This is a genomic window from Streptosporangium sp. NPDC001681, assembly GCF_040298085.1.
Classification (GTDB): domain Bacteria; phylum Actinomycetota; class Actinomycetes; order Streptosporangiales; family Streptosporangiaceae; genus Streptosporangium.
On the sequence record NZ_JBEOZN010000191.1, the window covers coordinates 1 to 15,063 of the forward strand.

Below are 15,063 nucleotides of genomic sequence, written 5' to 3' on the forward strand. Positions count from 1 at the left end.
CGGAGGAGGGAGCCGCAGCGTGCTGCGGTGACCGACGACAACGCGGCGAGGCGCCGCCTGACCGACCGCAGTAGGCAAAAGATCCGCAGGACAGGACCTAGCCCCCTGCCCTCTGGATCTTTTGCCCACCTCGGTCACGGGCGCCATCTGACCCGCGGGACAGGATCTAGGCTCCGATGGCGTGCACGCCGCCGTCGACATGGACGATCTCACCGGTCGTGGCGGGGAACCAGTCCGACAACAGGGCGACACACGCCTTGGCCGCCGGAATCGGGTCGTTGATGTCCCAGCCGATCGGGGCTTTGGCGGGCCAGCTGTCCTCGAACTCGCCGAAGCCGGGGATGCTCTTGGCGGCCATGGTCCGGAGCGGACCCGCCGCGACAAGGTTGACCCGGATGCCGTGCTTGCCCAGATCGCGGGCCAGGTAGCGGGAGCAGGACTCCAGGCCGGCCTTGGCCACCCCCATCCAGTCGTACACCGGCCAGGCCTTGGTGGCGTCGAAGTCGAGGCCGACGATCGCGCCGCCCTCCTTCATGAGCGGGAGCGCGGCCACCGCGAGCGACTTGAACGAGTAGGTGGAGACCTGGACGGCGGTCGCCACGTCCTCCCACGAGGTGTTCAGGAAGTTGCCGCCCAGGGCGGTCTGGGGGGCGAACCCGATGGCGTGCACCACGCCGTCCAGGCCACCGAGGTGTTCGCCGACCCGGTCGGCCAGGGAGTCGAGGTGCTCGGTGCTGGTGACGTCGAGTTCCAGCACCGGCGGCGGCTCCGGCAGGCGCTTGGCGATGCGCTCGACCAGGCTGAGCCGGCCGAAACCGGTGAGCACGATCTGGGCGCCCTCCTGCTGGGCCAGTTTGGCCACCGAGAAGGCGATGGAGGAGTCGGTGAGCACCCCGGTGACGAGAAGCCGCTTGCCTTCGAGAATTCCCACGTCAGTGCCCCATTCCAAGGCCGCCGTCAACGGGGATGACAGCCCCCGTGATGTAGGCGGCGTCCTCGCCGGCCAGGAATCTGACCACGCGTGCGATCTCCTCAGGGCTGGCATAGCGGCCCAGGGGGATGTTCTTCCTGATCTGCTCTTGGTACGACTCGTCGAGCTCGGCCGTCATGTCGGTCTCCACGAAACCGGGGGCGACCACGTTGACCGTGATGTTGCGCGAGCCCAGCTCCCTGGCCGCCGACCGAGCGAAACCGATCATCCCGGCCTTGGAGGCGGCGTAGTTGCTCTGCCCCGCGGAGCCGAGCATGGCCACCACCGAGGAGATCAGCACGATCCGCCCGCGCTTGAGCCGCAGCATGCCGCGGGTGGCGCGCTTGGCGACCCGGTAGGCGCCGGTCAGGTTGGCGTCGATGACATCGGTGAAGGTCTCCTCCTTCATCATCGGCAGCAGCGTGTCCTTGGCGATGCCCGCGTTGGCGACGAGCACCTCGACCGGGCCGTACTCGGCCTCGACCTTCGCGAACGCGGCGTCCACGTCGGCCGTGCTGGTCACGTCGCAGCGCACGCCGAACAGCCCCTCGGGGGGCTGTCCGGAACGGTAGGTCACGGCGACGGCGTCGCCGGCCTGGGCGAGTTCGCGGGCGATCGCGAGGCCGATGCCGCGATTGCCGCCGGTTACGAGAACAGATCGAGCCATGCTCAGACGGTATCGGCTACTTGGGGGTAACCCTCTTGTCCGGGAAGGACAAGATCACGGGGTTAGGATCGTTGACATGCGCCAGATCGACTCCGACTTTCTCGCCCTGCCGCTGCGGCGGCTGGCGGACGCGGCCCTGCAACGCGCCCGGGACCTGGGCGCCGAGCACGCCGACTTCCGGCTGGAACGCATCCGCGGAGAGACCGTACGCCTGTCCGACGCCGCACTTGAGGGCTCCATCGACGCCGACACCCTCGGCTATGCCGTGCGGGTCGTCAAGAACGGCACCTGGGGCTTCGCCGGAGGCATCGAGCTCACCCCCGAGGCGGCCGTCCGCGTCGCCGAACAGGCGGTGGAGGTGGCGCTCGTCTCGGCGGCGATCAACCGCGAGCCCGTCGAGCTGGCGCCCGAGCCGGTTCACTCCGACGTCACCTGGGTCTCCTCCTACGAACTCGACCCGTTCGAGGTGCCGATGCGCGACAAGGCGGAATTGCTCGCCGACTGGTCGCGCGGCCTGCTGACAGATCCCAGGGTGGACCACGTCCAGGCGTCGCTGATGCAGGTCAAGGAGCAGAAGTTCTACGCCGACACGGCGGGGACCTCCACCACGCAGCAGCGGGTGCGCGTCCACCCCCAGCTGGAGGCGATGAGGGTGCTGGACGGCCGCTTCGACTCGATGCGGACGCTCGCCCCGCCCGCGGGCCGGGGGTACGAGTACCTCACCGGCACCGGCTGGGACTTCCCCGGCGAGCTGGCGCGCGTTCCCGAACTCCTTGAAGAGAAGCTCAAGGCCCCCTCCGTCGAGGCAGGCCCCTACGACCTGGTGATCGACCCGTCGAACCTGTGGCTGACGATCCACGAGTCGGTCGGGCACGCCACCGAACTCGACCGCGCCCTCGGCTACGAGGCGGCGTACGCCGGGACGAGCTTCGCCACCTTCGACCAGCTCGGCAAGCTGGTGTACGGCTCGCAGGTGATGAACGTGGTCGGCGACCGCACCGTCGAGCACGGCCTGGCCACGATCGGCTACGACGACGAGGGCGTGGCGACCAGGGAGTTCGACATCGTCTCCGGCGGCGTACTGGTCGGCTACCAGCTCGACCGGCGGATGGCGCTGCTGAAGGGCCTGGGCGCTTCCAACGGCTGCGCCTTCGCCGACTCCCCCGGCAACACCCCGATCCAGCGCATGGCGAACGTGTCGCTGCGACCGGCGCCCGACGGTCCCACCACCGAGGAGCTGATCTCCGGCGTCGACCGGGGCATCTACGTGGTGGGCGACAAGAGCTGGTCCATCGACATGCAGCGTTACAATTTCCAGTTCACCGGCCAGCGGTTTTATCTGATCAAGAACGGCAGGCTCGCCGGGCAGTTGCGCGACGTCGCCTACCAGGCCACGACCACCGACTTCTGGCGGTCGATGGCGGCGGTCGGCGGGCCGCAGACGTACGTGCTCGGCGGGGCGTTCAACTGCGGCAAGGGGCAACCGGGCCAGGTCGCCCCGGTCAGCCACGGTTGCCCGTCGGCGCTCTTCCGCGGCGTGCGCGTCCTCAACACCGCCCAGGAGAGTGGCAGTTGAGCGCGTACGGCGAGCGGGCGGACGAAGGCGGCGGCCGGGCGAGCCGGCAGGAGAGGAGCGGGATGAGCCCCCAGGAGATGATCGAGAAGGCTCTTGAGCTCTCCACGGCCGACGAGGTCGTTGTGATCGTGGACGAGGGGTCGAGCGCCAACCTGCGTTTCGCGGGCAACACCCTCACCACCAACGGTGTGTCCCGCTCCGCGCAGCTCACCGTGATCTCGATCGTGGGGCGGGGGGTGGGCGTGGTGTCACGGGCGGCGGTCCGCCCCGACCAGCTCGACGACGTCGTGGCGGCCGCCGACCACTCCGCGGAAGACGCCCAGCCGTCCGAGGACGCCCGGCCGCTGCTGGAAGGCACCCGCGCCGACGGCTGGGACCACCCGGCCGAGCCGACCTCGATAGGGGTGTTCGGCGCCTTCGCCCCCGCCCTGGGCGAGGCCTTCACCGCGGCCGAGGCGAGCGGGCGCAGGCTGTACGGGTTCGCCGAGCACACGGTCACGACGACCTTCGTGGGCACCTCCACGGGCACCAGGCTGCGGCACACCCAGCCCACCGGCCGCCTGGAGCTCAACGCCAAGTCCTTGGACATGAAGCGCTCGGCATGGACGGGCGTGTCCACCCGCGACTTCTCCGACGTCGACGTGGCGGCTCTGGACGCCACGCTGGCCCGGCGGCTCGAGTGGGCGAAGAACCGTGTCGACCTGCCCGCGGGCCGGTACGAGACGCTGCTGCCGCCGACGGCCGTGGCCGATCTGATGATCTACCTGTACTGGACGGCCGGGGCCCGCGACGCCCTGGAGGGACGCACCGTCTTCTCCAGACCCGGCGGCGGCACCCGCGTCGGCGAGGTCCTCTCCGAGTCGCCGATCCGCCTGTACGGTGACCCCGCCGAGCCGGGCATCGAGTGCCCGCCGTTCCTGGTGGCGCACGCCTCCAGCCGGGAGAGCTCGGTGTTCGACAACGGGCTGCCGCTGGCGGCCACCGACTGGATCTCCGACGGCAGACTGGCCAACCTGCTGCAGACCCGGCACTCCGCCGAACTGACCGGCCTGCCGGTGACCCCGGCCATCGACAACCTGATCATGCGAGGCCCCGGGGGCGGCCGGTCGCTGGAGGAGATGATCGCCTCCACCGAGCGCGGCCTGCTGCTCACCTGCCTGTGGTACATCCGCGAGGTCGACCCGCAGACGCTGCTGCTGACCGGCCTGACCCGCGACGGCGTCTACCTGGTGGAGAACGGCGAGGTCGTGGGCGAGGTGAACAACTTCCGCTTCAACGAGAGCCCGGTGGACCTGCTCCGCCGCCTCACCGAGGTCGGCGCCTCCGAGCAGACCCTGCCGCGCGAGTGGAGCGACTACTTCAACCGCGCGATCATGCCGGCGATCCGGGTGCCCGATTTCAACATGTCGACGGTCAGCCAGGCCAGCTAGGCCCTGCCTGGCAGACCGTGCCGCGACGAGGAGGGGGCCTCCACCGGGGGCCCGCCACGGGCGGGCTCAGTCGTCCTCCAGCCGGAATCCGACCTTCATCCCGACCTGGAAGTGCCCGACCTCCCCCTCCTCGATGTGCCCTCTGATCTCGGTCACCTCGAACCAGTCGAGGTGACGCAGGGTCTGGGAGGCGCGGCGGACCCCGTTGCGCACGGCCGCCTCGATGCTCTCCCCCGAAGTGCCGACTATCTCGGTCACCCGGTACGTTCGATCTGTCATCTCATGCTTCTTCCCGGAAAGCGATGATTACATGACCGTTCGCCACCAGCCGATATGAGGCCTAGATTGGGAATCGTGAAGGGATGGCACAAGCGCCCGGTGGTTCATCAGGTGACGGATGCCCAGCCCTCCCTGAGTGCCGACATCGGCAAGCGCGAGAAGAGCTACTTCATCAAGATGGGGATCCGGCTGATCTGCCTGATCCTTGCCTTCACCGTGCCCGCTCCGCTACCTGTCCGACTACTGCTCTTCGCCGGTGCGATCTTTTTACCATACATTGCCGTGATCGGGGCCAACGCGCCGCCACGTGGGGTGACGGGAGCCCCTGACGTGGAAGATTCCGGACAGAGCGAGATTCCACGCCACCGACGCGAGATCGGGTCGTGACTAAGTCTTGACGCACTCTAAGGGTTGTAGGTGTACGCTTTAGCCAAGTGCCCTGGTCCCCCGTCGGGGCACTGGTGCCGGCGTTCCGGGCCCCCGTCGGAACGCCGATGAAGCGACGCCGGGTGGTTTGCCCCCGTAACCACCCGGCGTCGCCCTTTTCTTATGGCTTTTACTTGTTCTCGCCTTTTCTCTGATGTTATTTCTCACCCTGTGTATCGGTTGTCTGCTCCCAGTTACGCGCCAGTGCGGTCAGCCTTTCCACGACATCCGGCGGCGCCGTGCCCGCCCCCAGCGCCACGCCGAGCAGATAGGCCGTCAGCGGCGCGGCCGGCCGGGCCACCCCGTGCGCGACCTCCTTTGTCAGGTCGAGCACCTCGTCACGATCGACTGTCGCGGGATCGATGCCCAACTCCCGGCAGACCAGCGCGGTCCACTCCGTCAGCACGTTCAACTCTCACTCCTTCTCAGCGGTAGCGCCCGCCTGGGCCCGCGCCCGCTGTAGATCGTCCATGGTGTCGCAATCGAACCACGGCCGCCCGGCGAGATGAAGCGTGACCGGGTCGAGCGGGGCCAGCAGCCCGTGCAGCGACCGTCCCTCGTAGCGGGCGAGCGCCCGCCTCAGGCTCGTCGTATGCCAGACCCCGGCGAGCCACTGCTCGCGGCCACCGTCGTCGACGAGCACCGCTCCCGCCCGTGCCCCCTCCGCGTACGCCACCGTCCCCGCGCCTGCCGCGTCCAGTAGCGCGGACACGTGCTCGGCGGTCAGGAACGGAAGGTCGGCGGCGAGCAGCACCACCCACGGCGCGGTCACCTCGGCCAGCCCCGCCCGCAGCGCCGGAACGGGGCCGCCTCCGGGTGGATCCTCACGGCGGAAGATCGCGCCTGGCAGCCCGGGGCGGGGCGGCCCGACAATGACCAGCCTGCCGGCGCCGGGCACGGCGGCGGCCACCGACTCGACCAGCGGGCGACCCGAGACGTGCAGGGCGGGCTTGTCCCGGCCGCCGAGCCGTCTCGCGAGACCGCCCGCCAGGACGCAGGCGTCGTGGCGGGCGGTCATCCGCCGATGGCGGACATCGGGCGGGACGGCTGCAGGAAGGCCGGGTCGTCGATGCCGTGACCGGCCTTCTTGATCCGGACCGCGGACCGCCAGCGCTCGACGATCTCGTCGTCGCTCGCCCCCGAGCGCATCGCGCTCCTCAGGTCGGACTCGTCGGTGGCGAACAGGCAGTTGCGGATCTGGCCGTCGGCGGTGAGCCGCACCCGATCGCACGCACCGCAGAACGGGCGGGTGACCGAGCCGATGACGCCGACCCTGGCCGGGCCGCCCTCGACGAGGAACAGTTCCGCAGGAGCGCTACCGCGTTCCACCGGGTCGGCGTCGGTCAGGTCGAAGGCGTCCTGGAGCCGGGCGAGGATCTCGTCGGCCGTGATCATGTTCTCCCGGCGCCAGCCGTGCTGGGCGTCCAGCGGCATCTGCTCGATGAACCGCAGCTCATACCCCCGTTCCAGGCAGTAGCGCAGCAGCGGCACGGCCTCGTGGTCGTTGATCCCGCGCATCAGCACGGTGTTGACCTTGACGGGACGCAGGCCGGAGGCGTGGGCCGCCTCCAGGCCCTCAAGAACGTCGGCCAGCCGGTCACGGTGGGCGAGCTTCTTGAAGGTCTCGCGGTCGAGGGTGTCGAGGGAGACGTTGACCCGGTGCAGGCCGGCGGCGGCCAGGGCGGCGGCCATCCGGCTCAGCCCGATCCCGTTGGTGGTCAGCGAGACCTGCGGGGTGGGGCCGAGCGCGGTGGTGCGGGTCACGATGTCGACCAGTTCGCGGCGGAGCAGGGGCTCGCCCCCGGTGTAGCGGACCTCGGTGATGCCCAGCCGCTCCACCCCGATGGTGACCAACCGGACGATCTCGTCGACGGTCAGCAGTTCGGGTTTGGGCAACCATTCCAGGCCCTCGGGCGGCATGCAGTAGGAACAGCGCAGGTTACAGCGGTCCGTGAGGGACACCCGCAGATCGGTCGCCACACGACCGAACAAATCCTGCAACACGGGGCGCCACCTCCCAGTCGGTCATCTATTAAGCAGGGGGCCAGCCTATGGCCGGCCCCCCACTGGACCCTAAACGGGCTTCAACCACTTCAACATCATCACGAGATGGTTGATTCCTTGGGAGATCACCAGATCTGCCTGGATGATCCGGTCCCTGAGATCCCAGCGTCCTCACGTCCCTCGGAACGACCCCGCACGCCCTGGTCGCAGACCGATCGCTCAGCCCTTGACGCAGACCAGCCGCCGCAGGTGCGCGATCACCTCGACCAGGTCGGTCCGCGCGGCTATGACCGACTGGATGTCCTTGTACGCGCCGGGGATCTCGTCGATCACCCCGGTGTCCTTGTGGCACTCGACGCCGGCGGTCTGCGCCTTGAAGTCCTCCAGGGTGAAGGTCTTCTTCGCCTTCTTCCGGCTCATCCGCCCGAAAACCAATGGGATATCACGTTGGACATGGGCAAACTGGATCTCGCAACGAAGGAGATCACAATGCCGAACCAGCCCGCACCGAACCTGGTGTCGTGGGCCAGCGAGATCGACGAGGGTACGATCACGCAGGCCGCGCGCGCCGCCCGCCTGCCGATCGTCTCCGGACACGTCGCTCTCATGCCCGACGCGCACATCGGTATCGGCGCGACGGTCGGATCGGTGATCCCCACCGAAGGGGCCATCATCCCGGCCGCCGTCGGCGTCGACATCGGCTGTGGCATGGTCGCGACCGAGACGACGCTCACCGCCGCCGACCTCCCGGACACCCTTGAGGCCCTGATGCCGCTGGTGGAGAAGCGGATCCCCGCCGGCGTCGGCAAGGGCCACGACGACCCGTCCATGGACCGCGCGCTGAGCGACCTCGGCCGTCCGCACACCGACCTGACTTCTCATCAGGAGAAGAAGGTGTCCCTGCAGTTCGGCACCCTCGGATCCGGCAACCACTTTGTCGAGGTCTGCCTCGACGAGCGTGACCGGGTCTGGACGGTGCTGCACTCGGGCTCGCGCGGCATCGGCAACCTGCTCGCGACCAAGCACATCGTCGACGCCAAGAAGGCGATGAAGAAGCAGGCGATCGGCCTGGAGGACCCGGACCTGGCCTACCTGGTGCAGAACACGCCGGAGTTCACCGCCTACATCGAGGACATGCTGTGGTCGCAGCACTACGCCATGGCCTCGCGTGCCCGGATGGACAAGGTGCTGAGCAACGCCCTGTTCCAGGTCGTCGGTAAGGGGCAGCGGCTCCGGACGATCAATTGCCATCACAACTTCACACAACAGGAGACGCACGACGGCAAGGACCTGTGGATCACCCGTAAGGGAGCCATCAAGGCCGACACCGGCGACGAGGGCGTGATCCCAGGCTCGATGGGGACGCGCTCGTACATCGTGCGCGGGCTCGGTAACCCGATGTCGTACAACTCCTGCTCCCATGGAGCCGGCCGCAGGATGTCGCGCACCCGGGCGAAGCGTGAGCTGACGGCCGCGTCCCTGGCCGAGGCGATGCGCGGCCGCACCTGGAACGCGAACCGCGCCGCCGCTCTGGTGGACGAGCACCCGCAGGCGTACAAGTCGATCGACCAGGTGATGGCAGACCAGAAGGACCTGGTCGCGATCCAGCACACGCTGCGTCAGGTGTTCAATTACAAGGGCTGAACCTGCACCTTCTGCGCCCCGTCGCCAATCACAGGTGGCGGGGCGCTGCCCCGTACAGCCGGCTTTCCCGTTGAGCTACAACTGACGCAGCACCCGCATGGCGTCCTTCTCGATACGCGAAAGATCGTGGAGGATGACGCCGGCCTGCTCGAGGTACCCCGCGTCGCCGCTCTCTCCGGCCTTCGCGATCAAGGTGGACACGTCCGTCCACAGGACGGCGGCATCGGCGTACAGCCTGTGACCGGCGCGGAGGTTGCCGTTGTCGATCAGCCGGGTGCACTCGTCGAGGAAGTCGCGATAAAGGGCGCGAAACAGGGCACCGCCGGTGCCGCCCTTCTCCATGAGGAGGGCGGCCTGCGGCAGGTCCCGCTGCGGCTCGCCGGCGCGTAGCAGCCATCTGGGCACCTGTTTTCCGGCCTTCTCGATGCCGCGGTGGCCCAGGTTCGCGATGGGAGCGGCGAGGAAGGCGTCGGCGCAGTCCTTGATGGCGGGGATGATCTGGTCCTGCCAGGAAAGCGGGTGAGCCGGCAGGGTGATGGTGAAGGATCGGTTCCTGGCGGTCATCGGGCCGCGTTCGGCCCGCGCCATGGCGAGGCCGGCCCGGCTGGTGCGCACCGCTCCTCCCTGCTGGTCGGTGTCCACAAGGTAGACGTCGCGCTCGTCGTAGCCGTACATGGCGACGACATGACCGCCGAAGTGCACCTTGGAGCGGAAATAGTCCAGGTGGTAGCAGTCGAGCTGGAGGCCGACCGGCCGGCCGGCGTCGATGGGGGCGGCCACGTTCTCCCACGCCTTGCGCGGTGAGGTGGTCTCCTCGGCCGTTAACGTCAGCCTCAGCCTGGCGACCAGGTTCCTGGTGAGGTCGAAAGGCTTGACGCGGCCTCCGAGAAAGGGGAACGCCATGCCCTTGCTGTCCCAATAGATGAAGGACAGGCCCGAGCCCAGCCCGAACAGCATGGGCTCGGACAGATCAAGTCCCTCATGCCGCAACAGCACCCCCAGCGCCGTCGTCTCGCAGTGGTGCATGCCGCGGGCCTCGATGTCCTTCACGATGGTCATGCGTCGCTCTCCTCATGCTGACGCGGCGAACGGTCACACCGTCCCCTTCATGATCAACCACTGGGAGTAGCATGAGGCCTCCCACAGTGGGAGAGTCCAGCCGGGACCCGTGATGCACGTCCGGCATCACCGCGACCCCCTGCACCCACGGCAGGTGTGGTCGCCGACGAGAAGTCCCCGGCCGAGGTGGCAAGGTGAGATCTCTTCCGAAGCCTTTCCGGCGGCATGTCGAGAACGCACCCGCGGCGCCGACTGCGCTGTGCACACCGACCACGATTCTCAAGGAGACCCGAACGTGGAAGCCATGAAGACGGATGCCCTGAAGGTGCCGGGCGCGACCCTGCACTACGAGATCCGCGGCACGGGCCCCGTCCTGCTGCTGATCTGCGGCGGGGTCTACGACGCCGCCGGATACGCGGCCCTGGCCGGGCAGCTCGCCGACCGGTACACGGTGGTGAGCTATGACCGGCGCGGCAACTCGCGCAGCCCCCTGGACGGGCCGCCGGAGCAGCAGAGCATCGAGGTGCACGGCGACGACGCGCACCGGGTGCTGGCGGCGGTGGGCGTCACGGCGGACGAGCCCGCCTACGTGTTCGGCAACAGCTCCGGCGCGATGATCGGCCTGGAGCTGGCCGCCCGCCACCCCGGGCAGGTGCGCGCCCTGGTCGCCCACGAGCCCCCGCTCTTCGAGATGCTGCCCGACCGCGACCACTGGCGCGACGTCATCCGGAACGTGCGGGACACCTTCGCCAAGGAGGGTGCCGAGGCCGCGGGGCAGGTCCTCACCGCCGGATTCGAGATGAGCAGCGAGCCGGCGCGGGACGACGCGGCCGCCGACGAGCAGCAGCGCGTTCCGGGGGGCGGACAGGGGCCGCAGGGGGAACCCGAGCCGGAGATGCTGGAGATGATGGCGCGCCTGGCGAGGAACATGGAGTTCTTCATCGGCTACGAGGTGCCGCCGTTCGCCACCTACGTCCCCGACGTCGCCGCGCTCCTGGCGTCCTCGGTGCGGGTGGTGGCGGCGGTGGGCGAGGCGTCGGAAGGCGAGCCCCCGTACCGGGGCGCCCTCGCCGTGGCCGAACGGCTGGGAACCGGGCACGTGGTGTTTCCCGGCGACCACGGCGGCTTCGGCGCCCAGCCCGTGGCGTTCGCCGCGAAACTTCACGAGGTGCTTTCGAACTCATAGAACGGCGGCTTGGCCGGAAGTCGCGCAGCCCCTGGCCGCGAGCGCGCTCAGGGGCTGCGCACCGTCCCGGGTCGGCCGGCCGGACGAGGGACCGGATCTCGGCGAGGAGCCGCCCCCGGAACCTTCCTGGCGGTCGTGGCACCGTCCCCGCGAACTCCTCCCGCATCGCGCGGGCGCCCCTCGGCGTTCACCGGACCCGGCGCTAGAGGCGGAAGTCCCAGTCGATCAGGCCCGCGCGCAGGTCGTCGGCGAGACCTCGGACATAGTCGAGCTCGGCCTTGAGCACGGCCCGCTGGTACTCGGTCTCCACCAGGAAGAGGCGCGGGAGGAACTTCGCCCCCTCGGTCAGGTCGCGGCCCAACTCCGACAGTCGTGCCTCCAGGGAGATCAGGCGCTCGTCGAGCGCCGCACGGACCTCATCGGGCGGCAGCACGGGCATGAAGGCGAGTGCGGCGGGGAACTCCGGGAACTCGCGGGCCCGCGCGGAGAGCATCGTCCGCATCCACTGCCGCAGCGTGTCACGGCCCGCGTCGGTGGGCTCGTAGACGGTCCGCTCGGGCCGGTTCTCCTCGCGTGAGGTCTCACGGACCGCGATGAGCCCGTCGCGGAGCAGCCTGTCGATGGTCTGGTAGACGCTGTTGCGCTGCGCGACGTTGACGACGTCGTCCTTGTGCCGCTCCTTGATCATCCGCTGCATCTGGTACGCGTGCATCGGCGCCTCACAGACCAGCGAGAGCAGCGCCATGGCCAGGGGGGATCGCCTCGTAGACATGGTGCACATCGTAACGGCCTACCGCAGAATAGTTATTCTATGTATAGTCATCTTATGACTAAAAAAGCCCTGATAGCCGGCGGGGGCATCGCCGGCCCGGTGACAGCGATGGCCCTGCGGCGCGCCGGCATCGACAGCGAGGTCTTCGAGGCGTACGACCAAGGTTCCGATGGCGTGGGCGCCTTCCTCACGCTCGCGGTCAACGGGCTGGAGGCGCTACGCCCCCTCGACCTGCACGATCTCGTCAGCGACCTGGGCATGGACTCCTCGCGGATGCTGATGTTCAACGGGCGCGGCAGGCCACTCGCCTCCGTCTGGCAGCCCAGCCGGACGCTGAAGCGCGCCGACCTCTATCGGGTGCTGCGCGACGAGGCCGTACGGCGCGGCGTGCGGATCCACTACGGCAGGCGCCTCACCGACGCCTCGATCACCGCGGGCGGGGTGCGCGCGGTCTTCGCCGACGGCAGCGTGGCCGAAGGCGAGCTGCTGATCGGCGCCGACGGGCTCCGCTCGCGTACCCGCACGATCATCGACGCCGGGGCGCCTCGCGCCCGGCACGTCGGTCTGCTCAACACCGGCGGTTTCGCGCACGGCGTCAAGGTGCCCGGCGAGCCGGGAACGAGCCACTTCATCTTCGGCAGGAGATGCTTTTTCGGCTACCTGATCCATCCGGACGGAGATGTGTGGTGGTTCGCCAACCCGCCGAGTCCCAGGGAGCCGACTCCGGAGGAACTCGCGGCGATCACCCCGGCGCAGTGGCGCACCAGGCTGACGGAACTGTTCAGCGGCGACACCGGGCCGATGCTCGACATCATCGGCGCGACCGATCACATCATGGCCGGCTGGAACACCTACGACTTTCCGACCGTGCCGAAGTGGTTCAACGAGCGCATGGTGATCCTGGGCGACGCCGCGCACGCGACCTCGCCCTCCTCCGGCCAGGGGGCGTCCATGGCGATCGAGGACGCCGTGGTGCTGGCCAAGTGCCTGCGGGACGTCCCCGGCACCCGCGACGCGTTCGCCACCTTCGAGGCGGTGCGGCGCAAGCGGGTGGAGCGGATCGTGGAGCACGGCAGACGCAACGGGAGCGGCAAGGCGCAGGGAGCCGTCGGCGCCTTCTTCCGCGATCTCGCACTACCGATGATCATGCGGCAGGTGGACAGGAGGAACGCGCTGGCCTGGATATACGACTACCGGATCCCCTGGAACGAGTCGGCCTCCGCGACCTCCGGCTGAGAGGCACCCGGCCTGCGGGGTCAGGACGCGGTGATGGCGGTGCCGCGCGCGAGGAGCAGCAGGACGGCGACCGCGGCGACGGCGACCGCCACGGCGAAGGGAACGCGCGGCGAGGTTCGGCCCAGCGCCACCCCGCAGGCGGTGAAGGCTCCGGCCACCGCCAGCGCCGCCCAGCCCCCCGCGCCCGGCGACCCCGTGGGGCCGAAGACGAGCAGGGCGGTCGCGGCCAGCAGCGGCAGCGGGATCAGGACGCGGACGCGGGCGACACCGAGCCGCTGCGGCCAGCCCAAGACCCCACCGGCGAGGTCCGCGGGGATGTCGGGGAGCACGTTGGCCAGGTGCGCCCCGCAGCCGAGCAGCGCCGCGGCCAGGACCGCCCACCAGGCGGGCCACGGATGTCCCGGCAGGCCCAGGGTGACGAATCCGGGAAGCGAGCCGAAGCCCACCACGTACGGCAGCCAGGAGAGCGCGGTCGCCTTGAGTCCGAGGTCGTAGGCCCAGGCCGCGGTGACGCCGACGAGGTGGACCGCACCTGCCGTCGGCCCCGAGGCCAGGGAGAGCGGCACACAGAGCACCAGGGCCGCGATCGCGGCGACCCACACCGTGCGGACGTTCACCGTGCCACCGGCGACGGGCTTGCCGGTGCGGCCCGCAGCGGCGTCCCGCGCCGCGTCCACCGCGTCGTTGCACCAGCCGATCGAGAGTTGCCCGGTCAGCACCGCCGCGGCCACCAGGACGCACCCGGCCGCGTCGCGCCCGCTCAGCGCGGCCAGCGCGGTCACCAGGACGGTGACCGCCGCGCTCGGCCCGGGGTGGCAGGCCAGCAGCAGCCCCCGCGCGGCCCTGAGCACCGGCCCTGTCCCCGGGCACATCGGCCGGCTCGTCGTCACTGATCGATCGTAGGCCGAGGCGCCCAGGAAAGCGGGTACCGAACATCCCCAAAAAGCGGACATCGCTCCGAGAAACAGACAGCGTCGCGAGGTGAGATGTCCCGAGGAACGGACAGCGAGGCTGTCGCGACGCATGCCGCAGATCCAACTGGGCAAAAGGCAAATGTCCGCTGTTCGCGAGCCGGGGGTCTGTCCTATGACGCGAATCATCGCTGTCCGCGGCGCGCTCCCACCGAACCGGCACTCCCAGGCAGAGATCACCGAGGCGTTCGCACGGGCGTGCCTGCCCGAGGGTGCCAACCGCCGGCTGCTCGACCGGCTGCACACCTCCGCGCGGGTCGAGTCACGGCACCTGGCGTTACCGCTCGAGCAGTACGCCAAGCTGGACGGCTTCGGGGCGGCCAACGACGCCTTCGTGGAGACGGCCGTGGAGCTGGGCACCGAGGCGCTGGGCGGCGCGCTGGAGGAGGCCGGGGTCCTCCCCGAGGACGTGGACATGATCCTCTTCACCTCGGTGACCGGCGTCGCGGCCCCCTCGGTGGACGCCAGGGTGGCCGGGCGGCTCGGGCTGCGCCCGGACGTCAAGCGGATCCCCATCTTCGGACTGGGCTGCGTCGCGGGGGCGGCCGGAATCGCCCGGCTCCACGACTACCTGCACGGCTGGCCCGAGCAGCTGGCGGTGCTGCTCTCGGTCGAGCTGTGCTCCCTCACCTTGCAACGCGGTGACGCCTCCGTCGCCAACATGGTGGCGAGCGCCCTGTTCGGCGACGGGGCGACGGCCGTGGTGGCCTGCGGTGACGAGTGGCGCCCCCGGCGTACCGGCTCGCCCGCGACCTCCCGGGCCGGTGCGGTGAGTGGCGCGTCCGCGACGACGCGGCCCGCGGGACCCGCGGGGTCCTCTCCGGCGGCGGGCGCTCCCGCGAC

At 69.7% G+C, this 15,063-nt stretch carries 16 protein-coding genes and 1 pseudogene; 7 read left to right on the forward strand and 10 right to left on the reverse strand.

Annotation, left to right across the window (positions count from 1 at the left end; genetic code table 11):
* Nucleotides 1–166 precede the first annotated feature (166 nt).
* Nucleotides 167–931, reverse strand: a complete 765-nt coding sequence (gene fabI, locus ABT130_RS44260) for an enoyl-ACP reductase FabI (protein WP_343961094.1) — start codon at nucleotides 929–931, stop codon at nucleotides 167–169.
* Nucleotide 932: 1 nt separating this feature from the next.
* Nucleotides 933–1,637, reverse strand: a complete 705-nt coding sequence (locus ABT130_RS44265) for a beta-ketoacyl-ACP reductase (RefSeq protein ID WP_350919126.1) — start codon at nucleotides 1,635–1,637, stop codon at nucleotides 933–935.
* A 76-nt stretch (nucleotides 1,638–1,713) separates the two neighbouring features.
* On the opposite strand from ABT130_RS44265, the gene ABT130_RS44270 reads away from it, so the two are divergent.
* On the forward strand, nucleotides 1,714–3,213 hold the full coding sequence (locus ABT130_RS44270; protein ID WP_350965998.1) for a TldD/PmbA family protein: 1,500 nt from the start codon (nucleotides 1,714–1,716) through the stop codon (nucleotides 3,211–3,213).
* A gap of 62 nt (nucleotides 3,214–3,275) precedes the next feature.
* Complete coding sequence (locus ABT130_RS44275; protein WP_350966011.1) at nucleotides 3,276–4,643, forward strand: metallopeptidase TldD-related protein; 1,368 nt, start codon at nucleotides 3,276–3,278, stop codon at nucleotides 4,641–4,643.
* A gap of 66 nt (nucleotides 4,644–4,709) precedes the next feature.
* Here ABT130_RS44275 and ABT130_RS44280 read toward each other — a convergent pair whose 3' ends face one another.
* The gene (locus tag ABT130_RS44280; protein WP_343961087.1) at nucleotides 4,710–4,922 is read right to left on the reverse strand and encodes a dodecin; all 213 of its coding nucleotides are present in this window, start codon (nucleotides 4,920–4,922) and stop codon (nucleotides 4,710–4,712) included.
* Nucleotides 4,923–4,997: 75 nt separating this feature from the next.
* Here ABT130_RS44280 and ABT130_RS44285 point away from each other — a divergent pair, with 75 nt between their 5' ends.
* On the forward strand, nucleotides 4,998–5,309 hold the full coding sequence (locus ABT130_RS44285) for a DUF3099 domain-containing protein (RefSeq protein WP_350919120.1): 312 nt from the start codon (nucleotides 4,998–5,000) through the stop codon (nucleotides 5,307–5,309).
* A gap of 196 nt (nucleotides 5,310–5,505) precedes the next feature.
* Here ABT130_RS44285 and ABT130_RS44290 read toward each other — a convergent pair whose 3' ends face one another.
* From ABT130_RS44290 to ABT130_RS44305, 4 genes and pseudogenes are all read right to left on the reverse strand, one after another.
* Nucleotides 5,506–5,754, reverse strand: coding sequence for a DUF6457 domain-containing protein (locus ABT130_RS44290; protein ID WP_350919434.1), 249 nt, complete (start codon nucleotides 5,752–5,754; stop codon nucleotides 5,506–5,508).
* Between the two features lie 9 nt (nucleotides 5,755–5,763).
* Complete coding sequence (mobA, locus tag ABT130_RS44295) at nucleotides 5,764–6,366, reverse strand: molybdenum cofactor guanylyltransferase (protein WP_350966000.1); 603 nt, start codon at nucleotides 6,364–6,366, stop codon at nucleotides 5,764–5,766.
* Nucleotides 6,363–7,352, reverse strand: coding sequence for a GTP 3',8-cyclase MoaA (moaA, locus tag ABT130_RS44300; RefSeq protein WP_350966002.1), 990 nt, complete (start codon nucleotides 7,350–7,352; stop codon nucleotides 6,363–6,365). The genes mobA and moaA overlap by 4 nt, the downstream gene beginning before the upstream one ends.
* Before the next feature lie 219 nt (nucleotides 7,353–7,571).
* Nucleotides 7,572–7,775: pseudogene (locus ABT130_RS44305) on the reverse strand (RtcB family protein); the annotation flags it as partial.
* A 66-nt stretch (nucleotides 7,776–7,841) separates the two neighbouring features.
* Here ABT130_RS44305 and ABT130_RS44310 point away from each other — a divergent pair.
* Nucleotides 7,842–8,996: an RtcB family protein gene (locus ABT130_RS44310; RefSeq protein WP_350966004.1), complete on the forward strand. Its 1,155-nt coding sequence runs from the start codon at nucleotides 7,842–7,844 to the stop codon at nucleotides 8,994–8,996.
* A gap of 75 nt (nucleotides 8,997–9,071) precedes the next feature.
* Here ABT130_RS44310 and ABT130_RS44315 read toward each other — a convergent pair whose 3' ends face one another.
* Complete coding sequence (locus ABT130_RS44315) at nucleotides 9,072–10,055, reverse strand: BtrH N-terminal domain-containing protein (protein WP_350966006.1); 984 nt, start codon at nucleotides 10,053–10,055, stop codon at nucleotides 9,072–9,074.
* Between the two features lie 304 nt (nucleotides 10,056–10,359).
* Here ABT130_RS44315 and ABT130_RS44320 point away from each other — a divergent pair, with 304 nt between their 5' ends.
* A complete protein-coding gene (locus tag ABT130_RS44320; RefSeq protein ID WP_350966013.1) occupies nucleotides 10,360–11,241 on the forward strand; it encodes an alpha/beta fold hydrolase in 882 nt (293 codons plus the stop codon).
* Between the two features lie 202 nt (nucleotides 11,242–11,443).
* Here ABT130_RS44320 and ABT130_RS44325 read toward each other — a convergent pair whose 3' ends face one another.
* The gene (locus ABT130_RS44325; protein ID WP_350919106.1) at nucleotides 11,444–12,013 is read right to left on the reverse strand and encodes a PadR family transcriptional regulator; all 570 of its coding nucleotides are present in this window, start codon (nucleotides 12,011–12,013) and stop codon (nucleotides 11,444–11,446) included.
* A gap of 54 nt (nucleotides 12,014–12,067) precedes the next feature.
* Here ABT130_RS44325 and ABT130_RS44330 point away from each other — a divergent pair, with 54 nt between their 5' ends.
* Nucleotides 12,068–13,249, forward strand: a complete 1,182-nt coding sequence (locus ABT130_RS44330; RefSeq protein WP_350966007.1) for an FAD-dependent oxidoreductase — start codon at nucleotides 12,068–12,070, stop codon at nucleotides 13,247–13,249.
* Nucleotides 13,250–13,269: 20 nt separating this feature from the next.
* Here the strand turns inward: ABT130_RS44330 and ABT130_RS44335 are convergent, their stop codons facing one another.
* Nucleotides 13,270–14,139 (reverse strand): UbiA family prenyltransferase, encoded by an 870-nt coding sequence (locus ABT130_RS44335; RefSeq protein WP_350966009.1) that lies wholly within the window; start codon nucleotides 14,137–14,139, stop codon nucleotides 13,270–13,272.
* A gap of 196 nt (nucleotides 14,140–14,335) precedes the next feature.
* Here ABT130_RS44335 and ABT130_RS44340 point away from each other — a divergent pair.
* Nucleotides 14,336–15,063: type III polyketide synthase (locus ABT130_RS44340; RefSeq protein ID WP_502992250.1), on the forward strand; the 728-nt coding region annotated here is incomplete at its 3' end.